12 protein-coding genes are annotated in these 20,329 nt (G+C 37.4%); 4 read left to right on the top strand and 8 right to left on the bottom strand.

The features are described 5' to 3' along the window. Positions 1-4: 4 nt before the first annotated feature. Positions 5-409, top strand: coding sequence for a carboxypeptidase-like regulatory domain-containing protein (locus ACO052_RS06620; protein WP_422107218.1), 405 nt, complete (start codon positions 5-7; stop codon positions 407-409). A 9-nt stretch (positions 410-418) separates the two neighbouring features. Beyond that, positions 419-1,435 carry a transglutaminase domain-containing protein gene (locus ACO052_RS06615; RefSeq protein ID WP_422107217.1) on the top strand — a complete coding sequence of 339 codons (1,017 nt, stop codon included), beginning with the start codon at positions 419-421 and terminating at the stop codon, positions 1,433-1,435. On the opposite strand, the gene ACO052_RS06610 is transcribed toward ACO052_RS06615, so the two are convergent. The 6 genes from ACO052_RS06610 to mvaD all read right to left on the bottom strand — a co-directional run bounded on the left by ACO052_RS06610 (position 1,427) and on the right by mvaD (position 8,728). Continuing rightward, complete coding sequence (locus ACO052_RS06610) at positions 1,427-3,736, bottom strand: ATP-binding protein (protein WP_422107216.1); 2,310 nt, start codon at positions 3,734-3,736, stop codon at positions 1,427-1,429. The two genes, ACO052_RS06615 and ACO052_RS06610, sit on opposite strands and share 9 nt — an antisense overlap. A 146-nt stretch (positions 3,737-3,882) precedes the next feature. Next, positions 3,883-4,686, bottom strand: coding sequence for a pseudouridine synthase (locus ACO052_RS06605; protein ID WP_422107215.1), 804 nt, complete (start codon positions 4,684-4,686; stop codon positions 3,883-3,885). A 38-nt stretch (positions 4,687-4,724) separates the two neighbouring features. Continuing rightward, positions 4,725-5,675 carry a carbon-nitrogen hydrolase family protein gene (locus ACO052_RS06600; RefSeq protein ID WP_422107214.1) on the bottom strand — a complete coding sequence of 317 codons (951 nt, stop codon included), beginning with the start codon at positions 5,673-5,675 and terminating at the stop codon, positions 4,725-4,727. Further along, positions 5,676-6,578, bottom strand: coding sequence for a geranylgeranylglycerol-phosphate geranylgeranyltransferase (locus ACO052_RS06595; RefSeq protein ID WP_422107213.1), 903 nt, complete (start codon positions 6,576-6,578; stop codon positions 5,676-5,678). Between the two features lie 63 nt (positions 6,579-6,641). Further along, entirely contained in the window at positions 6,642-7,571 is a 930-nt protein-coding gene (locus tag ACO052_RS06590) for a mevalonate kinase family protein (RefSeq protein WP_422107212.1), read from the bottom strand. A 77-nt stretch (positions 7,572-7,648) separates the two neighbouring features. After that, complete coding sequence (gene mvaD, locus ACO052_RS06585) at positions 7,649-8,728, bottom strand: diphosphomevalonate decarboxylase (RefSeq protein ID WP_422108050.1); 1,080 nt, start codon at positions 8,726-8,728, stop codon at positions 7,649-7,651. Between the two features lie 213 nt (positions 8,729-8,941). On the opposite strand from mvaD, the gene ACO052_RS06580 reads away from it, so the two are divergent. Continuing rightward, positions 8,942-10,228, top strand: coding sequence for a bile acid:sodium symporter family protein (locus tag ACO052_RS06580; RefSeq protein ID WP_422107211.1), 1,287 nt, complete (start codon positions 8,942-8,944; stop codon positions 10,226-10,228). A 50-nt stretch (positions 10,229-10,278) separates the two neighbouring features. Here the strand turns inward: ACO052_RS06580 and ACO052_RS06575 are convergent, their stop codons facing one another. Both ACO052_RS06575 and ACO052_RS06570 read right to left on the bottom strand, forming a co-directional pair. Further along, on the bottom strand, positions 10,279-10,815 hold the full coding sequence (locus ACO052_RS06575) for a DUF1697 domain-containing protein (RefSeq protein ID WP_422107210.1): 537 nt from the start codon (positions 10,813-10,815) through the stop codon (positions 10,279-10,281). After that, positions 10,815-12,029, bottom strand: coding sequence for an NAD(P)/FAD-dependent oxidoreductase (locus tag ACO052_RS06570; RefSeq protein ID WP_422107209.1), 1,215 nt, complete (start codon positions 12,027-12,029; stop codon positions 10,815-10,817). Before ACO052_RS06570 ends, ACO052_RS06575 begins: the two co-directional genes overlap by 1 nt. 381 nt (positions 12,030-12,410) lie before the next feature. On the opposite strand from ACO052_RS06570, the gene ACO052_RS06565 reads away from it, so the two are divergent. Next, entirely contained in the window at positions 12,411-20,261 is a 7,851-nt protein-coding gene (locus tag ACO052_RS06565) for a Kelch repeat-containing protein (protein WP_422107208.1), read from the top strand. The last annotated feature ends 68 nt before the right edge of the window (positions 20,262-20,329 follow it).

Here is a 20,329-nt window from a genome sequence, read left to right as displayed (position 1 = left end):
TATTATGAAATTACAGAATTCTAATAGACAAGCGACTTATAAAACCTATGGCTTTATGGTTGTTTTAATGATGGCTTTATTTGCATTTAATCCTTCATATAGCCAAACTAACGAAAGAACCATTACAGGATTCGTTGCTAATGAAGATGGACCATTACCTGGAGCTAATATTACTTTAGAGGGCACAAGAATAGGTGTCGTCACTGACGGAAATGGTGAATTTACATTTCCAAAAAAATTAAAAACCGGAGATGTTTTAATCTTCAGTTACTTGGGTTATGAAACTCAAAAACTAACAATAGACGATAAGACTAACTATATAAAATTAGAGTTAACGCCAGATATGGTAGAAATGATTGGCGACTTAGACACCAATACGCCTTATAAAACCAAACGACGAAAGCAGTAAATAGAGACTTTGCACAAATCTTTACATAGCTTATTGTTGTTTTTATGTGTTGGTTACTTAAATGCTCAGGTTTCCGATTTTGATCACATCGATTTTAAAAAGGCCGATCGTATCACCTTATCGTATGACAAAGAAGGACTGAGAAATCTACCTCAGTTGGCGCACAAGCTTACAGCAGATTTAACAACGGATGTCGAACGCTTTAGGGCTATTTATCGATGGGTCTGTGCCAATATTGCTAATGACTATGGCCTGTACCTTAAAAATAATCGCAAACGGCAGCGATTTAAAGACGATAGCTTAAAGCTCGATGTATGGAACACTAAGTTTAGGCAGAAACTCTTTAAGAAGTTGCTTAAAAAAAAGCGTACCATTTGTACAGGATATGCCTATTTGGTAAAATCTTTGGCTGATTTCGCCAATATAGAATGCGAAATTGTTCAAGGGTACGGCCGTGTCAGTACTACTAATATCGAAACGCTTGACTTACCCAATCATTCCTGGAACGCTGTAAAATTGAACGGCAAATGGTATCTCTGCGACCCTACTTGGGCAAGCGGTATTCCCAATCCTAAAACCAATAGGTTCTATTTTAACTATAACGATGGGTTCTTTCTCGCCGACCCTAGACTGTTCGCCGTGAATCATTTTCCTATTGATTCTAAATGGTGGCTTTTGGAGGATAACATCCCGTCTTTTAATGACTTTCTGGGAGCTCCTGTCATTTATGGTAATGCGTATAAACACCTTGAACTTCACGAGGCACCATTGCAAATGCATCACAACATTAAAAAGGATGAGAGCGTAAGTTTTAAATACGAACTTAAAGCCCCCATAAAAAAAGAAACTATAAAACTCTTGCTCGACAATGGGTTTGGGACTCGAAAAACACCTCCATCATCGATTTCTATAGACAATACTACCTTAGAGTTAGAACACCTGTTTGATAAAACCGGATTTTACGATATTCACTTTTATATCGGCAGCGACTTGATTTCCACGTATACTGTAGAGGTATCAAAATAGGTCTTGAGCCGTTTTCTTAAAATCATTCCTTTCGTTATTTAAAAGGTTCTTGATTATGGTTTTCTTAAATAAATCAATATCATAAGGCTTTAATATGATATCATTCATTCCGCTTTTAAAAATTTTGTACTTCTGTTCTTCAATTTCTACAGCTGTCAAAGCAATAATTGGGACATTACTATTAAACGTTCTAATTTCAGTAGATGCTTCAATTCCATTTTTTACTGGCATATTGATATCCATTAATATCAAATCATATGTATTTATTTTCACCAGACTTACAGCTTCTTCCCCGTTCTGAGCAATTGTACACCTAACATTTTCATTTTCTAATATCCGTTTTGTAACTGTTTGATTGATACGATTATCTTCTACGATCAAGATGTGTTTATTAGATAATTGCTTAAAATCTAATATTGGTGCGGTCTTATTATTTATTGCAACATTAGAAATTACAAACTTTAATTTAAAGGTAAAAGTTGTACCAATACCCAGTTCACTCTCTACATCAATAGTTCCACCAGCTTGATCTATTAGTTTTTTAACAATTGGTAAGCCTAAACCTGTTCCTTGATAATTTGCAGACATAGAATCTATCTGTGTAAATTCATCGAAAATTTCAGACAACTTCGTTTTTTCTACACCAGGACCTGTATCGCTCACAACAAACTCTAGCAACACTGATTTATCATCTTGTTCAAGCTTCTTTATATCTAGCGTTATACACCCTTTCTCGGTAAATTTACAAGCATTACCAATTAAATTCATAAGAATTTGTGAGAGCTTTACAGAATTCCCTTTTAACATTATAGGAATGCTTTCAGGGATATTAATTGTAATTGTATTTTGGTGTTGGACACGGATATACTCAAAAGAGGATATTATTGTGGATGTTAGTTCTCTAATATCAAAATTAGACTCTTCCTCTTTAGATGTATTGGTTTCAATTTTATTAATATGAAGCAAATCATTGATCAATGCTAAGAGATAATTAGCGGAGAACTTCAAGGATTTTAAATCATTTTCGTGTTTCTCAAGCTCATTGTTTTCTAATAAGATTGAACTTAGACCTATGACACCGTAAAGCGGAGTTCTTAATTCGTGACTTACAGTTGCGAAAAATTTTGTCTTTGCCTTTGTAAGTTCATCACTATGTCTTTTAGCCTCCAAATATTTTAGATTTTTATCTTCTAAATTTATAATCAGTCGTTTACGCTTAATATTGGATCTGTAGGTTTGAACTAAAATTATTGAAATAAAAACTAGAATAGCCATAGAAATAAAAAGCAAAAGCGTCTTACTTTCTGCTTGCTCTTGCAGCAATTCTTTCTCTAACTCTTTTAGTTTGATTTGCTCTTTAAATCGTTCGACCTCTAATTTAGCGCCCACGGATTCAATAATATTTTTTGCCTCATCTTTGCTTCTCTCCTCTTCGTAAACTTCTAGGATCTTACTAATCTCATATACCCCTTTATAATCTTTCTTCATTTCTAATGCATCTTTATAGCCTTCATAACCTTCAATTAAGGCTTCTGTATATGCCGTATTTTTACAAATAGAAATGGTCTTTTTAAAATTTATTATTGCTTCATCTGGGTCGTTTAACAAAAGAAGCATTCGGCCTTTATTATGATGATGACTAGCTTGATAATGTGGTGGATTATCTAAAGCATTTAAATAGTGTTCGGTTTTCTCTATATGATAAGCACTGCGTCTAGGCTTTTTTGTCTCATTAAAGGCTCGCGATAGATTGTGATGTAAAATAAATAACTTAGTTGTATCCTTCAGTTTTCTTGCTATTTCAAGACTTTCTAAATAGATATTAATAGTTTTCTCCTTATATCCATCTGTAAAGTAATAGATATTGGCCATATTACCCTTATACTTCAATATGAGAGCACTGTCACCGACCTTTTCAGCATCACGAAGCGATTTTAGAAATAAATTTTTGGCTTTTATTGTATCTTTTACTCGGATAAGTGTATTCCCAACTACAGATCTCATATTGTGAATATGTTCGGGATTTCCACTTTTTTTCGCTAAATAAAGTCCCTTTTCTGCATAGATGAGTATAGGTACGTATTTCGATTTATAATGCTCTTCTAACATCCATTTAATCATGGCATCAACATGAGCCGTAATCTCAGTTACAGTTGAATCTACAGAGATTTTTGGTAAGGATTCTGAGAGTGAAGTGAGTGATGTATTATCTTTATCCGAATCTAATTTATTGTGTTGACCAAAAGATAATACACATGTCAATAAGGTGGCTAAGCTAACATAACGAACCAAAGATTTCATGCTAAGTTGAGTTGATTTGGATTCGAAATATAAGCTTTTTTATGAGAAAAATAGCGTTTTATCGGATATATATGTATTTAAACTGATTTTTATAACCTCAAAACAAAGCTTAAGTTTTAAAACAGTTTTGAAAATTGATCATCCTCTCACAGCATTTTTAAAGTATTAACCTCTTGCTTTGTTAAATGCTTCCAATGACCTCTCGGAATATCTTTTTTGGTTAAGTGCGCAATGGCCACACAGTCTATCTTTACCAAATCGTACTTAAGTGTTTCAAAAATTGTTCTAAGGATAGAATTTCCCGTATTTTTTATTTTAATTCCTATATTGTTTTTGGACTCCCCTTCTATATAGCTAACCTCTTCTACTGTAATTAACTTGCCATCAACTTTAAAACCCTCCTGTATTTTTTTGAGATCCTCGAATTTTAAGTTTCTATCTAATTCAACTTGAAACAAACGTGCCACGCCGTGCTTTGAATTGGTGAATTTTTGAACCACCTTTTCGTCATTGGTAAACAGTAACAATCCCAAAGAATTGCGCCCCAATCGTCCAATGGGTTTTATATTAGCTGTCGTAGCATTGGCCACCAAATCCATCACAGTTCGTCCCTTTCCTTCGGCAGTAGTGGTAGCAAACCCTTTGGGTTTATTCAACAATACATAAACTTTGGCTTCTGGGGTGATACGCTGTCCATCAAAACGAACCTCGTCCGAAGACTTTACTTTATAACCCATTTCGGTAATGACCTTTCCATTGACCGTCACCAAACCTATGGCAATGTTCTCATCGGCTTCTCGACGTGAGCATATCCCTGAATTAGCAATGTATTTGTTTAGACGAATCTCATCGGAATGCGATGAACGTTTGGGTTGTGATTGTTTTTTAATGGGAGCACCGCCTCTTCCTGAAAACTTTTTTTTGCCTCTACCACCTTGTTGTCTGCTCATACCTTAAATTTTTTGCAAAGGTATAACAATAGTTAACATTAACTATTTATTTCCACAGTAGTTTGTCGCTCCCTGTTAACGGTAAGTTTAGTAACATCTGGTCTCGAATAATGACCAACAGGATCAAAATTCTGACGCTCTTCCAGAACGCGATTAAAATCTATAGTTTGTATGATCAACCCTTCTTTGTGCAAGACGGGCGCTACAATCCATTCACCATCTGGTCCTGCGATACAACTCCCGCCATTGGCTAAAGTTTCGGGCGCATTTTTAAGAATCGCCTCTAAATGTGGTGTATGTTCTGGGAAGTCTGTTTTAGACATTAAGCTCGATACCGATACGACGTAAGAACGCGATTCTCTCGCTATAAAGCGCGTAATATCTTTGGTATTATGATCACTTCCTGGCCACACAGCAATATGCAAATTTTCGCCCTGTCCATATAAAGCCGTTCTGGGTAATGGCATCCAATTTTCCCAACAATTAAGGCCACCAACGGTAAACGCCTTTAATGGATGTACTTGTAGACCATTGCCATCGCCTGGCGCCCATGTTAAGCGTTCGTCATAGGTGGGCTGAAGTTTTCTGTGCACGGATTTTATCGCTCCATCTTCATTGATATAAACCAAAGAGGCATAGATGCTATGCCCTCCTCTATCTAATGGCCGTTCCATAATACCTAGATATATGGCTATATGGTGTTCTTTTGCCAATTCGCAAACAGAACTTAATTCTCCTTTTTCAATACAAATTGAATTACTAACATAATGCGCATGTAATTCTTTGTTTACAGTGGTATTCCATTCGGCACCTCCAGTTAAAGCTAACCAGAATGGATAACCAGGTAATAAGGCTTCCCCAAATACGACGAGTTCACATTGCCCTTCTGCGGCTTCTTTAATAGCGTTTTCAATCTTATTAAGTGTTGCTTTTTTATCTAACCAGACTGGAGCAATTTGTGCCATGGCTATTTTTAAGGTGGTATTCATTTATAAACGGTTTAATACAACTGATACATCAATTAATAAAATAGAAAATACACCAGCCACTATGATAAACTTCAAAATATTATGAAGTATGAGATAGTGCATTTTCTTATTCGATTTCCACACTATAAGTAGAAAAAGAGCTAGTAACATTACACTTAAGTAAAAGAAATAATACATGTGTCCTATTTTAAAAAACAGAATCAGTATGATACCAGCTATTATAGTCAAGATCGCCAATATAGTGAGCATTAGCTTCGACATTTTTTCGCCATATACTACAGGAACTGTTTTATAATCGAGTGCCAAATCCCCTTTGATATTCTCTAAGTCTTTAGTCAATTCGCGCATAGACACTAATAGAAATAAGAATATAGCATGTGCAAAAATGACGAGTTCAAAATTTTTGTAGTAGATAAAAATGGCAAAAAAAGGCGTTACGGTTAAAATTGCAGACACCAAGTTTCCAGTAATGGGTTGTTTTTTTAAACGATGTGAATACAACCATATCGCAAAAATATAAATCGCAAAAAATATAACCGCTCTAAATGACACATAACTGGCGAAGACTACAGCCAAAAAATTAAGGACAAAATAGAACGACAGCTTGGTATTTTGACTCACCAAACGATCTAACATCGTTTTTCTGGGCCTATTAATGAGATCTTTCTCCGAGTCGTAAAAATTATTGATGATGTATCCAGCAGCTATGGTGGCCGAAGAGGCTAAAACCAACATGAGCAGATTGATATCAAAAAGCACAGCACCCAATGGTTTTTCTGGCGCAAAAATGTATATGGAGGCTAAATACTGTGCAATGACTACAACAAGAATGTTGTACCCGCGTACTACCGAAAAGAGGCTGAAAAATTTGAGTAGAATGTGTTTCTGCCGTCTGGATAGCATATAGTAGAATTAAAAAACCTCACAAAGTCTATACTTGTGAGGTTTAATGTCATATTTTTAGAATTAAAAATTGTAAACAACCTCTAATTTTTGGCCTTTCAAGGCAGCCTTGGCCCTATCTATATCTTCGGTAAAACCCAAAATATAACCACCACCACCTGAACCACAGAGCTTCAAATAGTAGTCATTAGTTTCAATGCCTTTTTTCCAAAGCTCATGAAACTGCTTTGGAATCATCGGCTTAAAATTGTTTAATACCACCTTAGATAGTTGCTTAGTGTTTCTAAACAGTGATTTTATATCTCCTTTTAGAAAATCCTCAACACAGGCATCTGTATGCTTAATAAATTGCTCCTTTAGCATACTTCTAAAACCTTCATTCTTCATATTCTCCATAAAAATGCCAACCATTGGTGCTGTTTCACCAACAATACCACTGTCTAATAAAAATACGGCCCCTTTACCTTCGGTTTTTTGTGATGGAATTCCAGTTGCTTCAATATTATCCTTAGAATTGATTAGGATAGGAAGACTTAAATAACTGTTTAATGGATCTAAACCCGAAGATTTACCATGGAAAAACGATTCCATCTCAGCAAAAATAGCCTTTAATCGTAACAACTTTTCTCGGGTTAGATTTTCCAATACCGTAATCTTATCTGAAGCATACTTGTCATAGATTGCTGCCACTAAAGCACCGCTACTACCGACTCCATAACCTTGTGGAATCGAAGAATCGAAGTACATACCAGCATCAACATCACTTCGTAACTTCTCAATATCGAAAGACACCAAATTCTTGTCTAGATTTCCAAGATAAGCGGCAAAACGCTTAAGACTTTCATTAGATTTTATAGCCTCTTGTGAGGGATGTTCATCGACCTTTAAAGCGCCATTGTAAAAGTTATATGGTATAGACAATCCTTTAGAGTCTTTAATGATACCATACTCTCCAAAGAGCAAAATTTTAGAATAAAAAAGAGGTCCTTTCATTTTAAGTTGTGCTATTTTCTCTTGCAAATATACGGATTATAATGCTATATGGTTTACAGTCAAACACTAAGCCTAAGTTAATTTTTGATCAATTGTGCGCCTTTACCTACACAATCAAGGAGATATTGTTTGTTTTGGCAATACACGGCTAAATCTCGTTTAATAAATTGCAGCACATCATCCTTCTCATTCTCTGGATATAATACATGCACATTTGCGCCTGCATCTAGCGTAAAACAAACTTGAGAGCCGGTCGCTTTTCTATACGTCCAGATTTTATTTATAATCTCAAGCGTATTTGGCTTCATTAATATAAAGTAAGGCTCACTGGTCATCATCATAGCATGCAACGTTAGGGCTTCACTTTCAACAATTTTTACAAAATTCTCTAAATCACCAGAAGCAAAAACCGCTTTTAATTGTGCCAAATGATGATGCGCTTGTTTAAAACGTTCCTTCGCGAAGGGATGACCATGCATCAATTGATGACCAAGGGTACTACTCACTTGCTTTTCCCCTTTATCCACCAAAAGGATGGTATCCTGATAATTTTTAAAGTTGGAATGCAGGTCGCCATTAAACTTTATCCCGTACAAATCGGAACTCTCCATACTTTCATTTTGTCCCCAAACCACTAATTCACCTTCAACACTTCTACAGGCACTTCCCGAGCCTAACCTTGCTAAGAACGACGATTTTTTTAAGAAATAGTCACTCGTATAATCTGCACCTAAATATTCCTCAATACTTGTTAAACACAAAGCTAGTGCACTCATACCAGACGCTGAGGAGGCAATACCTGAACTATGTGGAAATGTATTGGAGGTTTCAATTTTAAAGTGATAATCTCTTAAAAAAGGAACATAGGCTTCTATACGCTCAAAAAACGTCTGAATTTTTGGCTTAAAAGCTTCATTTTTTTCACCTTCAAAATAGATGTCGAAGCTAAAATCACTTCCTTCTTTTTTGGTATAGGTGACCTCAGTGATGGTTTTACAGTTAGAAAGTGTAAAACTAATAGATGGGTTTTCTGGAATTTGCGGTTCGCGTTTTCCCCAATACTTAACCAAGGCAATATTACTCGGAGACGACCATTTTACTGATCCAGCTTCTAGGTTTGAATTGAAGGATTTAAGAATAAAATCGTTCTCTGTCATGGTTGCAAAAGTACATAAATTCATCAATGATGGGTTTGTGTTTTAAGCAATAATATCAACAACTTCAAAATAGCTCGCTTTCTTAGTCTGTATATATTTTAAGGCCAAAATTATTTTTTATTTTTATGGTTCATACATCTTTCATATTTAAAAGATAACAGTCTAAATTTACTAGTTAACTTTAGCTATATATCTTTTGTAATATTATATGCAATGATAAATAATTCCACCTCAAACAAGCCTGGTTATATTTTTTTGGTTCTCGGTATCGTTTCCTTTATCATTTTTATACTAATGCATGTTATGGAATTAGTTCCACATTCTGGGCTTTTCCTTGTTATTGGTTTTGTAATGATTGCTTTAGCGGTACGATGGTTTCCGCTCCTTAAAGGTTTCTCTTATTCCTTATGGATTTTTGCTTCTGTAACTATTGCGATGTATTATCCTGAGTATTTTTTGAGTGCTGGTGATTTTGAATTCAGTTTGTTAATTGTTCCTTTATTGCAAATCATTATGTTTGGTATGGGTTCTCAAATGAGCCTAAATGATTTTGTAGGTGTCATAAAAATGCCAAAAGGCGTTATTGCTGGAGTCCTATGTCAGTTTACCATAATGCCAGTTATGGGAATTTTTGTAGCTACTATGTTTAACTTTTCGCCCGAAATAGCTGCCGGCCTCATTTTAGTAGGATCATCACCAAGCGGGATGGCTTCTAATGTGATGTCATTTCTTGCAAGAGCTAACCTTGCACTGTCAGTAACATTGACCGCTTTCGCTACCCTATTATCGCCTTTGATGACACCTTTATTAATGCAACTATTTGCTGGCGAAATGGTTGAGATAGATTTTTGGAATATGATGTTGGGCATTTTCAATATGGTAATTTTACCTATTTGTGCTGGTCTTATTTTTAATCTTTTTTTAAATGCAAAGAAAAGTCGAAAAGGTCGTATTATTGAAATGACATCATATATAGTTATTATTGTTCTTAAAAACTTTCTAGGCTATTTAACAGAAGCTATTGACTTCTCACAATTTGGAATACACTTATTAAAAGACCTCATAATCTTTGGGGCACTACCAGTTATTGCTTCCTATGTATTTAAAGTACTGGCCAACGGAAAAAGGGATGCGCTAGAAAAGATGCTTTCGTTCATCTCTATGTTAGGGATAGCTATAATTATAGTAATAATAACCGCCGCAGGTCGTGACAGCCTAATTGAAGTCGGTTTGCTATTAATACTGGCCTGTTTTTTACAGAATATGTTTGGCTATACACTTGGTTATTTTGCTGCAAAACTATTGCGCCTTAAAGAAAAAGATTGTCGTACCATTGCACTTGAGGTAGGTATGCAAAATGGTGGACTGGCGTCTGGACTAGCCCTACAAATGGGTAAAGTAGCAACAGTAGGTCTTGCTCCTGCTATTTTTGGCCCTATGATGAATATTACGGGATCTGCAATTGCCACTTGGTGGAGAGGAAAAACTACAGACGAGTAGCTATGCAACCTTTTATTTTTAATATTGAGATGACTATGGAAATTTCAGATTTAGTCTTCTGCACTCATTGACAACAACTTTAGCATTGTTTTATAATTTCTGGCAGTGGCGCTGACCTTTAATTTTCTTTCAAAAAAACTCAAATTGAATTTTGCATTACCATAGCCTTTGGCACAATAAAAATATAAGCCGTCATTGACAATAGCATATTCTTCATTATCATAGACTTTTTTGCAGGCTTCTTTTACTAAATCCTGATCAGGAATATCTGATAGTATAGCAAAATAACTATGCTCTTTTTTGTCGTCTGAGAAGGGGCTGTCCTCAAATATTTTAAGCAGTTGGTCTCTTGTTCTTACCAAAACGGAAACTTCAAAACCAAAATGGTCTAAAATTGCGGTCTTAATTCTCGTTTCCAAAACTTTAGAATCGGCTATAGGCGATTGAAATACCACATTACCACTCTGAATATAGGTTTTTACGGCTTCTAGACCAGATTGGGACAACAATTCTCTAAGTTCTGCCATTGGCACTTTTTTATGCCCACCGACATTAATGCCTCTTAATAATGCGATATAAGTTGTCATTATTTTGTAATTGATTGTGATACAATATAAGCACCCGTCCAAGCATTCTGAAAGTTAAAACCACCCGTAACGGCATCGACATTAATGACTTCTCCAGCGAAATATAAATTTGGAATGATTTTACTCTCAAAAGTCTTAAAGTTGATATCTTTTAAATCCACACCACCAGCAGTCACAAACTCTTCTTTGAAGGTGCTTTTCCCTGTAACATGGAATACAGCTTTTGTTAGTTGTTTGGTCAATGCGATCAAAAAGGATTTGCTACAATCTGCCCAATTCATGGATTTCGCAATTCCACTGGATGCAACAAGGCGTTTCCACAAGCGTTTTGGCAACCCAAATTGTACCGTATTGAATATTGTTTTCTTTGGTGATAGTTGTTTCATCTCCATCAAAAAAGATAAACAATCTTCATGATTTTGTCTTATAAAATTGACTTCAATTTTGAAATTATAATTCATTTTGGCCAATTCAACGGCTCCAAATGCAGAGAGTTTTAAAATTGCTGGTGCACTCATACCGACATGTGTAATCAGCAAGGGGCCTTCTGAAACTAAATGTGTACCCAAAACTTTAACTTCCACGTCTTTTGCCACGACGCCCGGAATGTCTTTTATGCGCTCATCCTTAATATCAAAAGTAAAAAGTGATGGTACTGGAGGCACAATCCTGTGCCCTAAATTCTCAAGTAGGTTCCAAATTTTCGGGTTACTCCCCGTAGCGACAACTAACTTTTCACACGCTATACACCCTTGGGAAGTCTCTACTAAAAATCCATTATCTTCTATATTAATGGCTTTAACGACATGATTGTACAGTAAGTCCACATGATGTTTTTTAGCTTCATGCAAAAAACAGTCTATAATGGTTTGCGAAGTGTTTGACACTGGGAACATTCTGCCATCTTCTTCAATTTTAAGTGCCACGCCGCGTTCTTCAAACCAAGTAATGGTATCGCCTGTCATGAAACTGTGAAATGGGCCTAAGAGTTCTTTCTCTCCTCTTGGATAGTTTTTAACCAATTCTGATGGTATAAACTCAGCATGCGTCACATTACAACGTCCGCCACCAGAAATCCTCACCTTTTGCAGTCCCTGCTTTCCGCGTTCTAGAATTGCAACAGATAATTTGGGATAGTGTTCGGCGATATTAATAGCTGCAAAAAATCCGGCTGCTCCGCCACCTATAACTAAAATATTTTTTTGTTTGGTCAATGACTAAAAAAGTATGATGACTCAATGTAATTATTACTCCACAAATATGCAATAAATATGCAATTGCTTGTGATATTTGTTTTGACTTAGTAGTAGAATTCTGGTTAAATACCCCTGTAAAACGTTGAACAATTTAAACCCTTAAATAAACAAACTTTGCACCTCATCGAGATTATGTTTCAGCGCATGTTATTCATCGAAAAAAGGCGCTAAACAACTTTGATTTAGAGGTTTTTTCAATTTATCTTTTGAATTTTAGGCACCCTTTAAGCAAATTGTTCCTTACCCCAACACGCTCTAATTTTTTGCTCATCGTTGGCCCGTATATAACAATTCTGTCAATTTATTAACGAAGGAATTTTTATTATGATGTCACGAATTTTGAAATTTAAGAGCATTGGATTCACCATTTTCATAGCTTGTCATTCATTTATTCAAGCCCAATCCATCAGTTTTAACTCTTCTGGTCTAGTAGGTACCAATATTACTAATCCAACATCTTTAGATTTTGGGCCAAACAACAAACTCTACGTAGCACAGCAAGATGGTATCATCTGGGAGTACGATATTGAAAGAGATACTGCTGCGCCAGGCGAAGGAACCTATACTATACTTAGTTCAAATCAGATTACACTAATAAAGAACAACACCCCAAATCACAATGACGACGGTACAAATAATTCTACGCAAGCGAGGCAGATTACGGGTATATTGACAGCCGGAACAGCTAGTAATCCTATTTTGTACGTCACCTCATCAGATTCTCGAATCGGTGGTGGTGGTAGTGCAGGAAACGATGTTAATCTAGATACAAATTCTGGAGTATTATCACGTCTTACATGGAATGGTAGTGCTTGGGAAAAAGTTGATTTGGTCCGTGGACTTCCCAGATGTGAAGAAAATCACTCAACAAACGGATTGGATGTATTCGTTGATGGTGGCACCACATATTTACTCATACAAGTTGGTGGTAATACCAATCAAGGAGCTCCTAGTAATAATTTCGCTGGTTCATCCGAATACTACTTAAGCGGCGCCTTGTTGATCGTTAATCTTACGCAACTGGAGCAAATGGAAGCAACTAACGGTGGCCCTTATTTAGATCCAAGAACTGGTAACACCCCCTATATTTATGATCTACCTTCTTTAAATGACCCTGAACGACAGGATATTGACAATACGCACGCTAGTTTTCCTTATGATGCTTCTCATCCTATGTACAATGCTACTATCGATTTAGGTGATCCTTTTGGAGGAAATAATGGACTTAATCAAACCTTTCCAGAAGCTGGGGGACCTGTCCAAATTTTTGCACCTGGTTTTAGAAACGCTTATGATGTTGTTATAACAGATAATGGTAGGGTTTTTACGTCAGACAATGGTCCTAACGGCGGATGGGGCGGTGCGCCTTTAATCTATGACAGCAGTGACAATCTAAAAGGGACACATAATACCACATCATACGATCCTGGTGCTGGTGACTATGTTACGAATGAATTTAATATAGAAAATGGTGCTTCGCTTGGTGATGCTTTACATTATGTAGGCACAACAAGTGATGCTAACAATACTTACTATGGTGGGCATCCTGTCCCTATAAGAGCTTTCCCCGATAAAGCCAGAGTCTATAAATATGAATATAATGGTTCAAATTGGGTCGAAAACGGTGCTTACGACTGGTCCACACTCATCAGTGGGGTAAGAGGGTATTTTAATGCTTCTGGCTTTACTATGTCCGATTTCCCTAATGATTCAAGACAAGGCAATTATGATAGATCATTATCCAGTTCGGATGTTAATATTTTAGATATTGTCTCTTCCTCAACAAATGGTATTTGTGAGTATACAGCAACCAACTTTGGTGGTGCGATGCAAGGCGATATACTTACGGCCTCATTTAATGGAAATATTAATCGCTATGAATTTGATACGGATGGTGTTACCTTATTATCGCAAAACAATGGATTTCTCAATGGTTTTGGGAGTATCCCTTTAGATTTAATTGCCTTAGACGATTCTCATGACTATGCTGGTACGATTTGGGTAGTTACCTATGGTGCAAACGACATTACTATTTTTGAGCCGGCCGATTTTGGCGACTGTTTCCTTCCTGGTGACCCAGAGTATGTTGGTAGCGAAGATTATGATAATGATGGATTTACTAATGATGACGAAATTAGCAATGGCACCAACCATTGCTCAGGTGGAAGTCAACCCAACGATTATGATGGTGATTTTATTTCAGATTTGCTCGATCCCGATGATGATAACGATGGCATCTTAGATGTCGTAGATGCCTTTGCAATCGATCCACAGAATGGACTTGGAACTAATTTACCTGTAAACTATCCGTTTTGGAATAACGATCCGGGTACTGGATTTTTTGGATTAGGATTTACGGGATTGCAGTTAGACCCATCAGGTAGTACAGATTATCTCAATCAATTTGACTCAAACAGCCTATCCTTTGGTGGTGCTGGTGGTAAAGCAACTGTTGACGCCGTCTCATCTGGAGATGCGCTAAACAGTACCAACACGCAAGAAAATGCTTTTCAATTTGGTATTAATGTGGACTCCAATTCAAACCCTTTCACAGTTTACAGTAAAATTGAAACCCCTTTTAATGGCTCTAACCCTTTAGATACGCAATCCTATGGTATCTTTATTGGAAACGGAGATCAAGACAACTACCTGAAAGTTGCCTTAATGGACGGTATCACAAATGGAGATACGACCTATGGTTTTGAAATTGTCTTGGAAGACAATGGCATTAGTTCAACATCAACTTACGATGTTGCAAATCTACTTCTTGCAACTGGTGTAGACTTATATATATCGGTCAATCCGAGCTTAAACTCTGCACAGATATATTATTCCCTCGATAATGGTATAAACGTCATAGCATTGGGTTCTCCGATGTCATTGCCAACAAGTTTTTTAGACCCAAATGATACCATAGGACTAGCCGTAGGAATCATTGGTACTTCGGGCAGTTCTGGCAGCAGCTATACAGCGACTTGGGATTATATTGATATTACAGAAGATTCCGGACTTCAATTAGAAGCTATGGCTAGCATGGTAGATTTTGGTCAATCGAGTACCACAAGTAGTGTTAATGAGCTGAATTTAGATGTCAAAAATATCGGGAATCCGGCTACCGGCCCTATTCAAATAACACAACTTAATTTCACGGGAACAAACGCCAACCTATTTAGCTCTAATTTAAGTCTCCCTATCTCTATAGGCCCACAGTCGGAAGTTTTGATTCCGATCGCTTTTGATCCGGATACTACTATTGGAACTAAATCAGCGATTTTGGAGATAATTCATAATGGTACCAATGGCCCCATACAAGTTAGCCTTGTTGCTGAAGTAGCCAATGAAACACCTTTGGTACGTATCAGTGCTGGGAGCCCGTCAATCGTTAGCAGTACTGATAGTGGTCCCGATTGGGAGTCAAATCCAGATGAAGGGGCCTATAATGGAACGTCCTATGCTGTTAATACAGGTCGAATCGCTTCAACGTCATTTGTATATGCCAATCGACATAGTTCTATTCCAAGCTATATTGACGAAACCACCTTCAATGGACTTTTTAATTATGAGCGTTGGGATGACGGCCCTGATCCTGAAATGGAATTTACCATACCAATTTCAAATGGCAATTATACCGTTAATCTCTATGTCGGCAATAATTATGAAGGGACAGATCAAGTCGGCGAAAGAGTCTATGATATTCTTCTAGAAGGTAACTTAGTTGAGAATGACTTAGATTTAGTAGCAACCTACGGTCATCAAGTAGCAGCTATGCTGTCTTATCCTGTTACTGTAAATGATAATGAGTTAAATATTCGTTTTGAGCACAATGTCGAAAATCCCCTAATCAATGCTATTGAAATCATTGGATTTGCGGCCAATGTCAATTTGCCTCCTAATGCTGTAATTTCAGCCAACCCAACCTCAGGTGCAGCACCTTTGGATGTTGTTTTTTCAGGTAGCAATTCAACCGACGATAACAACAATATCGTAAGTTACGCATGGGATTTTGGCAATGGAGATACAGCTACTGGCATCAACCCAAATTACACGTTTACGCAAGACGGGACATATACCGTAACACTTACTGTTACCGATGATGCCAATGCGACTGATACGGATACGATTGACATCACTGTTCAAACACCCGGATCTTGTCAATGGAATGCTTTAGCGGATTCTGATTTAGGAAAAATAGAAGCACAAAGTGCCAAGATAGGCGATAAATTATATGTGTTTGCTGGATTTGTGGAGAGCTTAGTCATTACTGGTGCTACTGAAATTTATGATACGAATACAGATTCCTGGAGTTATGGTACACCAATGCCAATTCCCGTTACCCATATGGGTATTGCCGTTGTTGGCACTGATGTTTGGATTATTGCTGGCTTTGCCGGGAGTCATCCAGGAGTGGCGACAGATGCTGTTCAAATATATGACACCTTAACGGATACATGGAGCACTGGTCCTTCAATACCAGCACCAAGAGGTTCTGGTGCAGCGGCATATAATGATGGCAAAATTCATGTCTTTGGGGGCTTACTTCCAGATAGGGTTACTGATGTCGATGAACATTATGTTTTAGATGTCAATAATCAAGGTTTAGGGTGGGTACCAGCGGCAGCACTTCCAAATGCCAGAAACCACTTGAGTGCAGCAAGTTTTAACGGTTTGATATATGCCATTGGTGGGCAAACAGGTCATGACAACGAGTCTGAAGTTCTAGATACTAATTTATTAGAAGTATACAATCCAGATACGGACACTTGGAGCACTTTACAGAATTTGCCAACCGCCCGCTCTCACTTCGAGCCCGGTACGGCCGTTCATAATGGTAAAATTATTATTGCTGGAGGTAGAACAGGTTCTAGTTTTTTCTATGACGATGTCACACAATATGATATTGCAACAAATACCTGGTCGGAGTTATGCGAATTGCCAGAAAATTTACTGGCACCTGCTGCAAAGGTGTTTGGCCATCGATTAATAGTGGCAAATGGTGGTGTAGACGGTATTGGTGGGCCATCAAAAACTACAAGATGGTTGACGGTAGAGGACGAATTTCCACAATTGGTCTTAGACCCTATTTCCAATCAAAACAATCAAGTTGGTGATTTGAGTACCTTAGTCATTTCAGCGAGTGGTGGTGATCCAAATGCTAATGTCACCTACAGCATGAGCAATCAACCATCAGGTTTAAGTGTAGAACCTACTAATGGACAAATCATAGGTACTGTTGATGCATCAGCTTTAACTGGTGGCACAAACAATGACGGTATTCATTTAGTAACCGTCACTATAACAAAACCTGGGTCAGAAGATATCACTCAAGATTTTACCTGGACCATTACGGCTCAGAATAACCTTTGGAATGATAAGAATGAAGACGAAAATTATACCGCAAGACATGAATGTTCGTTCGTTCAAGCTGGTGATAAGTTCTATCTATTCGGTGGAAGAGAAAGCGCACAAACTTTAGATGTTTATGACTACAGCACAGACTCATGGAATTCATTACCTAATTCTGCACCTCATGAGTTTAACCATTTCCAAGCCGTTGAATTTGAAGGATTAATTTGGGTCATTGGCGCATTTAGAACCAATGATTTCCCAAATGAAGTTCCAGCTGATTATATATGGATGTTCAACCCTGCTTCACAAGAGTGGATACAAGGCCCAGAAATTCCAGCTTCAAGAAAAAGAGGGTCTGCCGGGCTAGTGGTCTATAATAACAAATTCTACATTGTTGGAGGTAATACCGATGGGCATGATGGTGGTTACGTTAGTTGGTTTGACGAATATGATCCAAGTACAGGAATATGGACAGTACTTACTGATGCCCCAAGATCGAGGGATCATTTCCACGCTGCGGTTATCGATGGTAAATTATATGCCGCTTCTGGAAGGCTTTCTGGAGGAATGGGTGGTGTTTTTGCACCATTAATAGCCGAGGTAGATGTTTATGATTTTACTACAGAAAGTTGGAGCACACTTTCTAATAGCAGAAACTTACCGACGCCTAGAGCGGGTGCTATTGTTGCTAATTTTAAAAATAAACTAATTGTTGCCGGAGGAGAACCTGCTACAGGTAGCGATGCTTTTGATGTCACAGAGATCTATGACCCTGTTGTCGAATCTTGGTCGACTGGTGATAATCTTGTACACAAAAGACATGGAACACAAGGTATTGTTTCTGGTAATGGGTTATATGTCACGGGAGGCTCACCAAATCAAGGTGGTGGCAATCAACTTAACATGGAATTCTATGGACAGGATGACCCTGCAGGTACCGCAAGTGCCGCGAGTAGTCTTTCTGCTAATTCAGATGAAAGTTTTGCAATTGGAGAGACGAAAACCATTAGCCTAAATAGCAATGGTGGAAATGTAGGGGATATTTTAAAATCTTATGCGCTATCAGGAACAGATGCCAGCGATTTTATAATTAATTCAGGCGATGTCCCCTTTAAACTATTGGGTGCTGGTGATACTCATGATATTAGTGTTTCTTATAATGGTGGTGTTTACGATAAAAATGCCATACTTACGATTACTTATAATAACACTGATACTGAGATTATTAATCTAGGAGTTCCAAGAAATGAACTGATTTATGAGAATAGTAATTGGACCCCTTATGCTCCTGACGAAACGACTGCAGACGAGAATGTTAGAATTATGAATGGTACTTATACTCTGGCTTCTGATATAGAGACTTATCACTTAAACATTGATTCTGGCGCAACGTTTACAGCTAATCCAGGCGCTTCACTAACGACGCATGGCGATGTATCGTCAGATGGTAGCCTAGAGTTTGATTCTAATTCTAGTTCGTATTCTAGTTTCATTCCAAATGGAGGCATTTCAGGTAATATCGTTTACAAAAGACACGTTAACAATACCGCTGCGGTTGGAGAATCTGATGCTAATGATCTCATTGCTCCTCCGCTCTCTGGAGAGGCATTTAATGATTTTATTACTAATAATTCCAATATTGTTAGTAATGGGGCTAACACACTTTATTTGTTTGGCCCATTTAATAAAACAACAGGAGCTTATGACATTTATGCAAACACCGAAACATCGAGTTTAAGTGCTGGTACTGGATACCGAGCAGCATCTACGGACGCCGACACATTTACTTTTAGCGGATTGGTAAACGCAGGAATTATCCAGATACCAATAATTAATTCTGGCCCTTCATTTCAGGAATGGAATTTAATTGGTAACCCCTATCCCTCGTATATAAGTTTAGAAGACTTTTTAAGTGTTAATATTTCGCAGTTTGGTGCCAGTAATGCCGCTGTCTATGGTTATGACGGTAATGCCAGTAATGGTTGGGTAGTTTGGAATCAGGCGTTCTCAACGATGAACCCAAATACCTTAATTGCCCCAGGGCAGGGCTTCTTTGTCACTTCTGAAGTCGCTGGTGGTACGGTTACCTTTAACCCTTCAATGCGAAGAAAAGGACAATCCGATGATTTCATTGCGGGGAGAACAACACCTGATAATTCTTATTTCTTAGAGCTTCAATTAAGTCAAAATGCTGAAAATTATCAGACTAATTTTTACTTTACTCCAGAAGCAAGTCTGGGACTAGACAAAGGCTATGATGCTGAAGTTTGGGGTGGTAATGCACCGGCATTTGGAGTGTTTTCATATTTAGTCGAAGATAATACAGGTCTACCGATGCACATTCAATCTTTAGGAGACAACGATTTTAATGCTATTGAAATTCCATTAGGACTAAACGCCAATTCTGGAGAACAAATTCAAATAAGCATCTTGGAAAATACACTTCCAGACACTGTCGAAGTCTATTTAGAAGATCGTCAAGAACAGACCTTTACATTGTTAAATACGACCGATTATGTCGCAACTCTTAATAGTGCAGTCAATCCTATTGGAAGGTTCTATCTATCCTTTACAAACACAACACTTTCGTCGAGTAATTCTATATTAGACCAACTACATGTGTTTAATAAGCCTTCAACACAGACTGTGGTTATTTCAGGTCCAATAAATGAACCGACAGAAGCAACAATTTATGATATACAAGGTAGAAGAGTGCTTTCCAAAGCATTGAAAATGAATTCATCAAGGCAAGAGATTGCCGTAAATGGGTTGCAGTCTGGAGCTTATGTTATAAGTATTGAAACGATAGGTGAAAAAATGACTAAAAAACTGATTATAAATTAGGAGATTGGGATCATCAATAATAATCCTAATGGATTATTAAAAGTCATCACTTTTCCTAATTTTAGGAT

The sequence above is a fragment of the Winogradskyella sp. genome, assembly GCF_965228925.1.
In the GTDB taxonomy this organism is placed as follows: Bacteria; Bacteroidota; Bacteroidia; order Flavobacteriales; family Flavobacteriaceae; genus Winogradskyella.
This window is presented reverse-complemented; position numbering and strand designations above follow the sequence as displayed.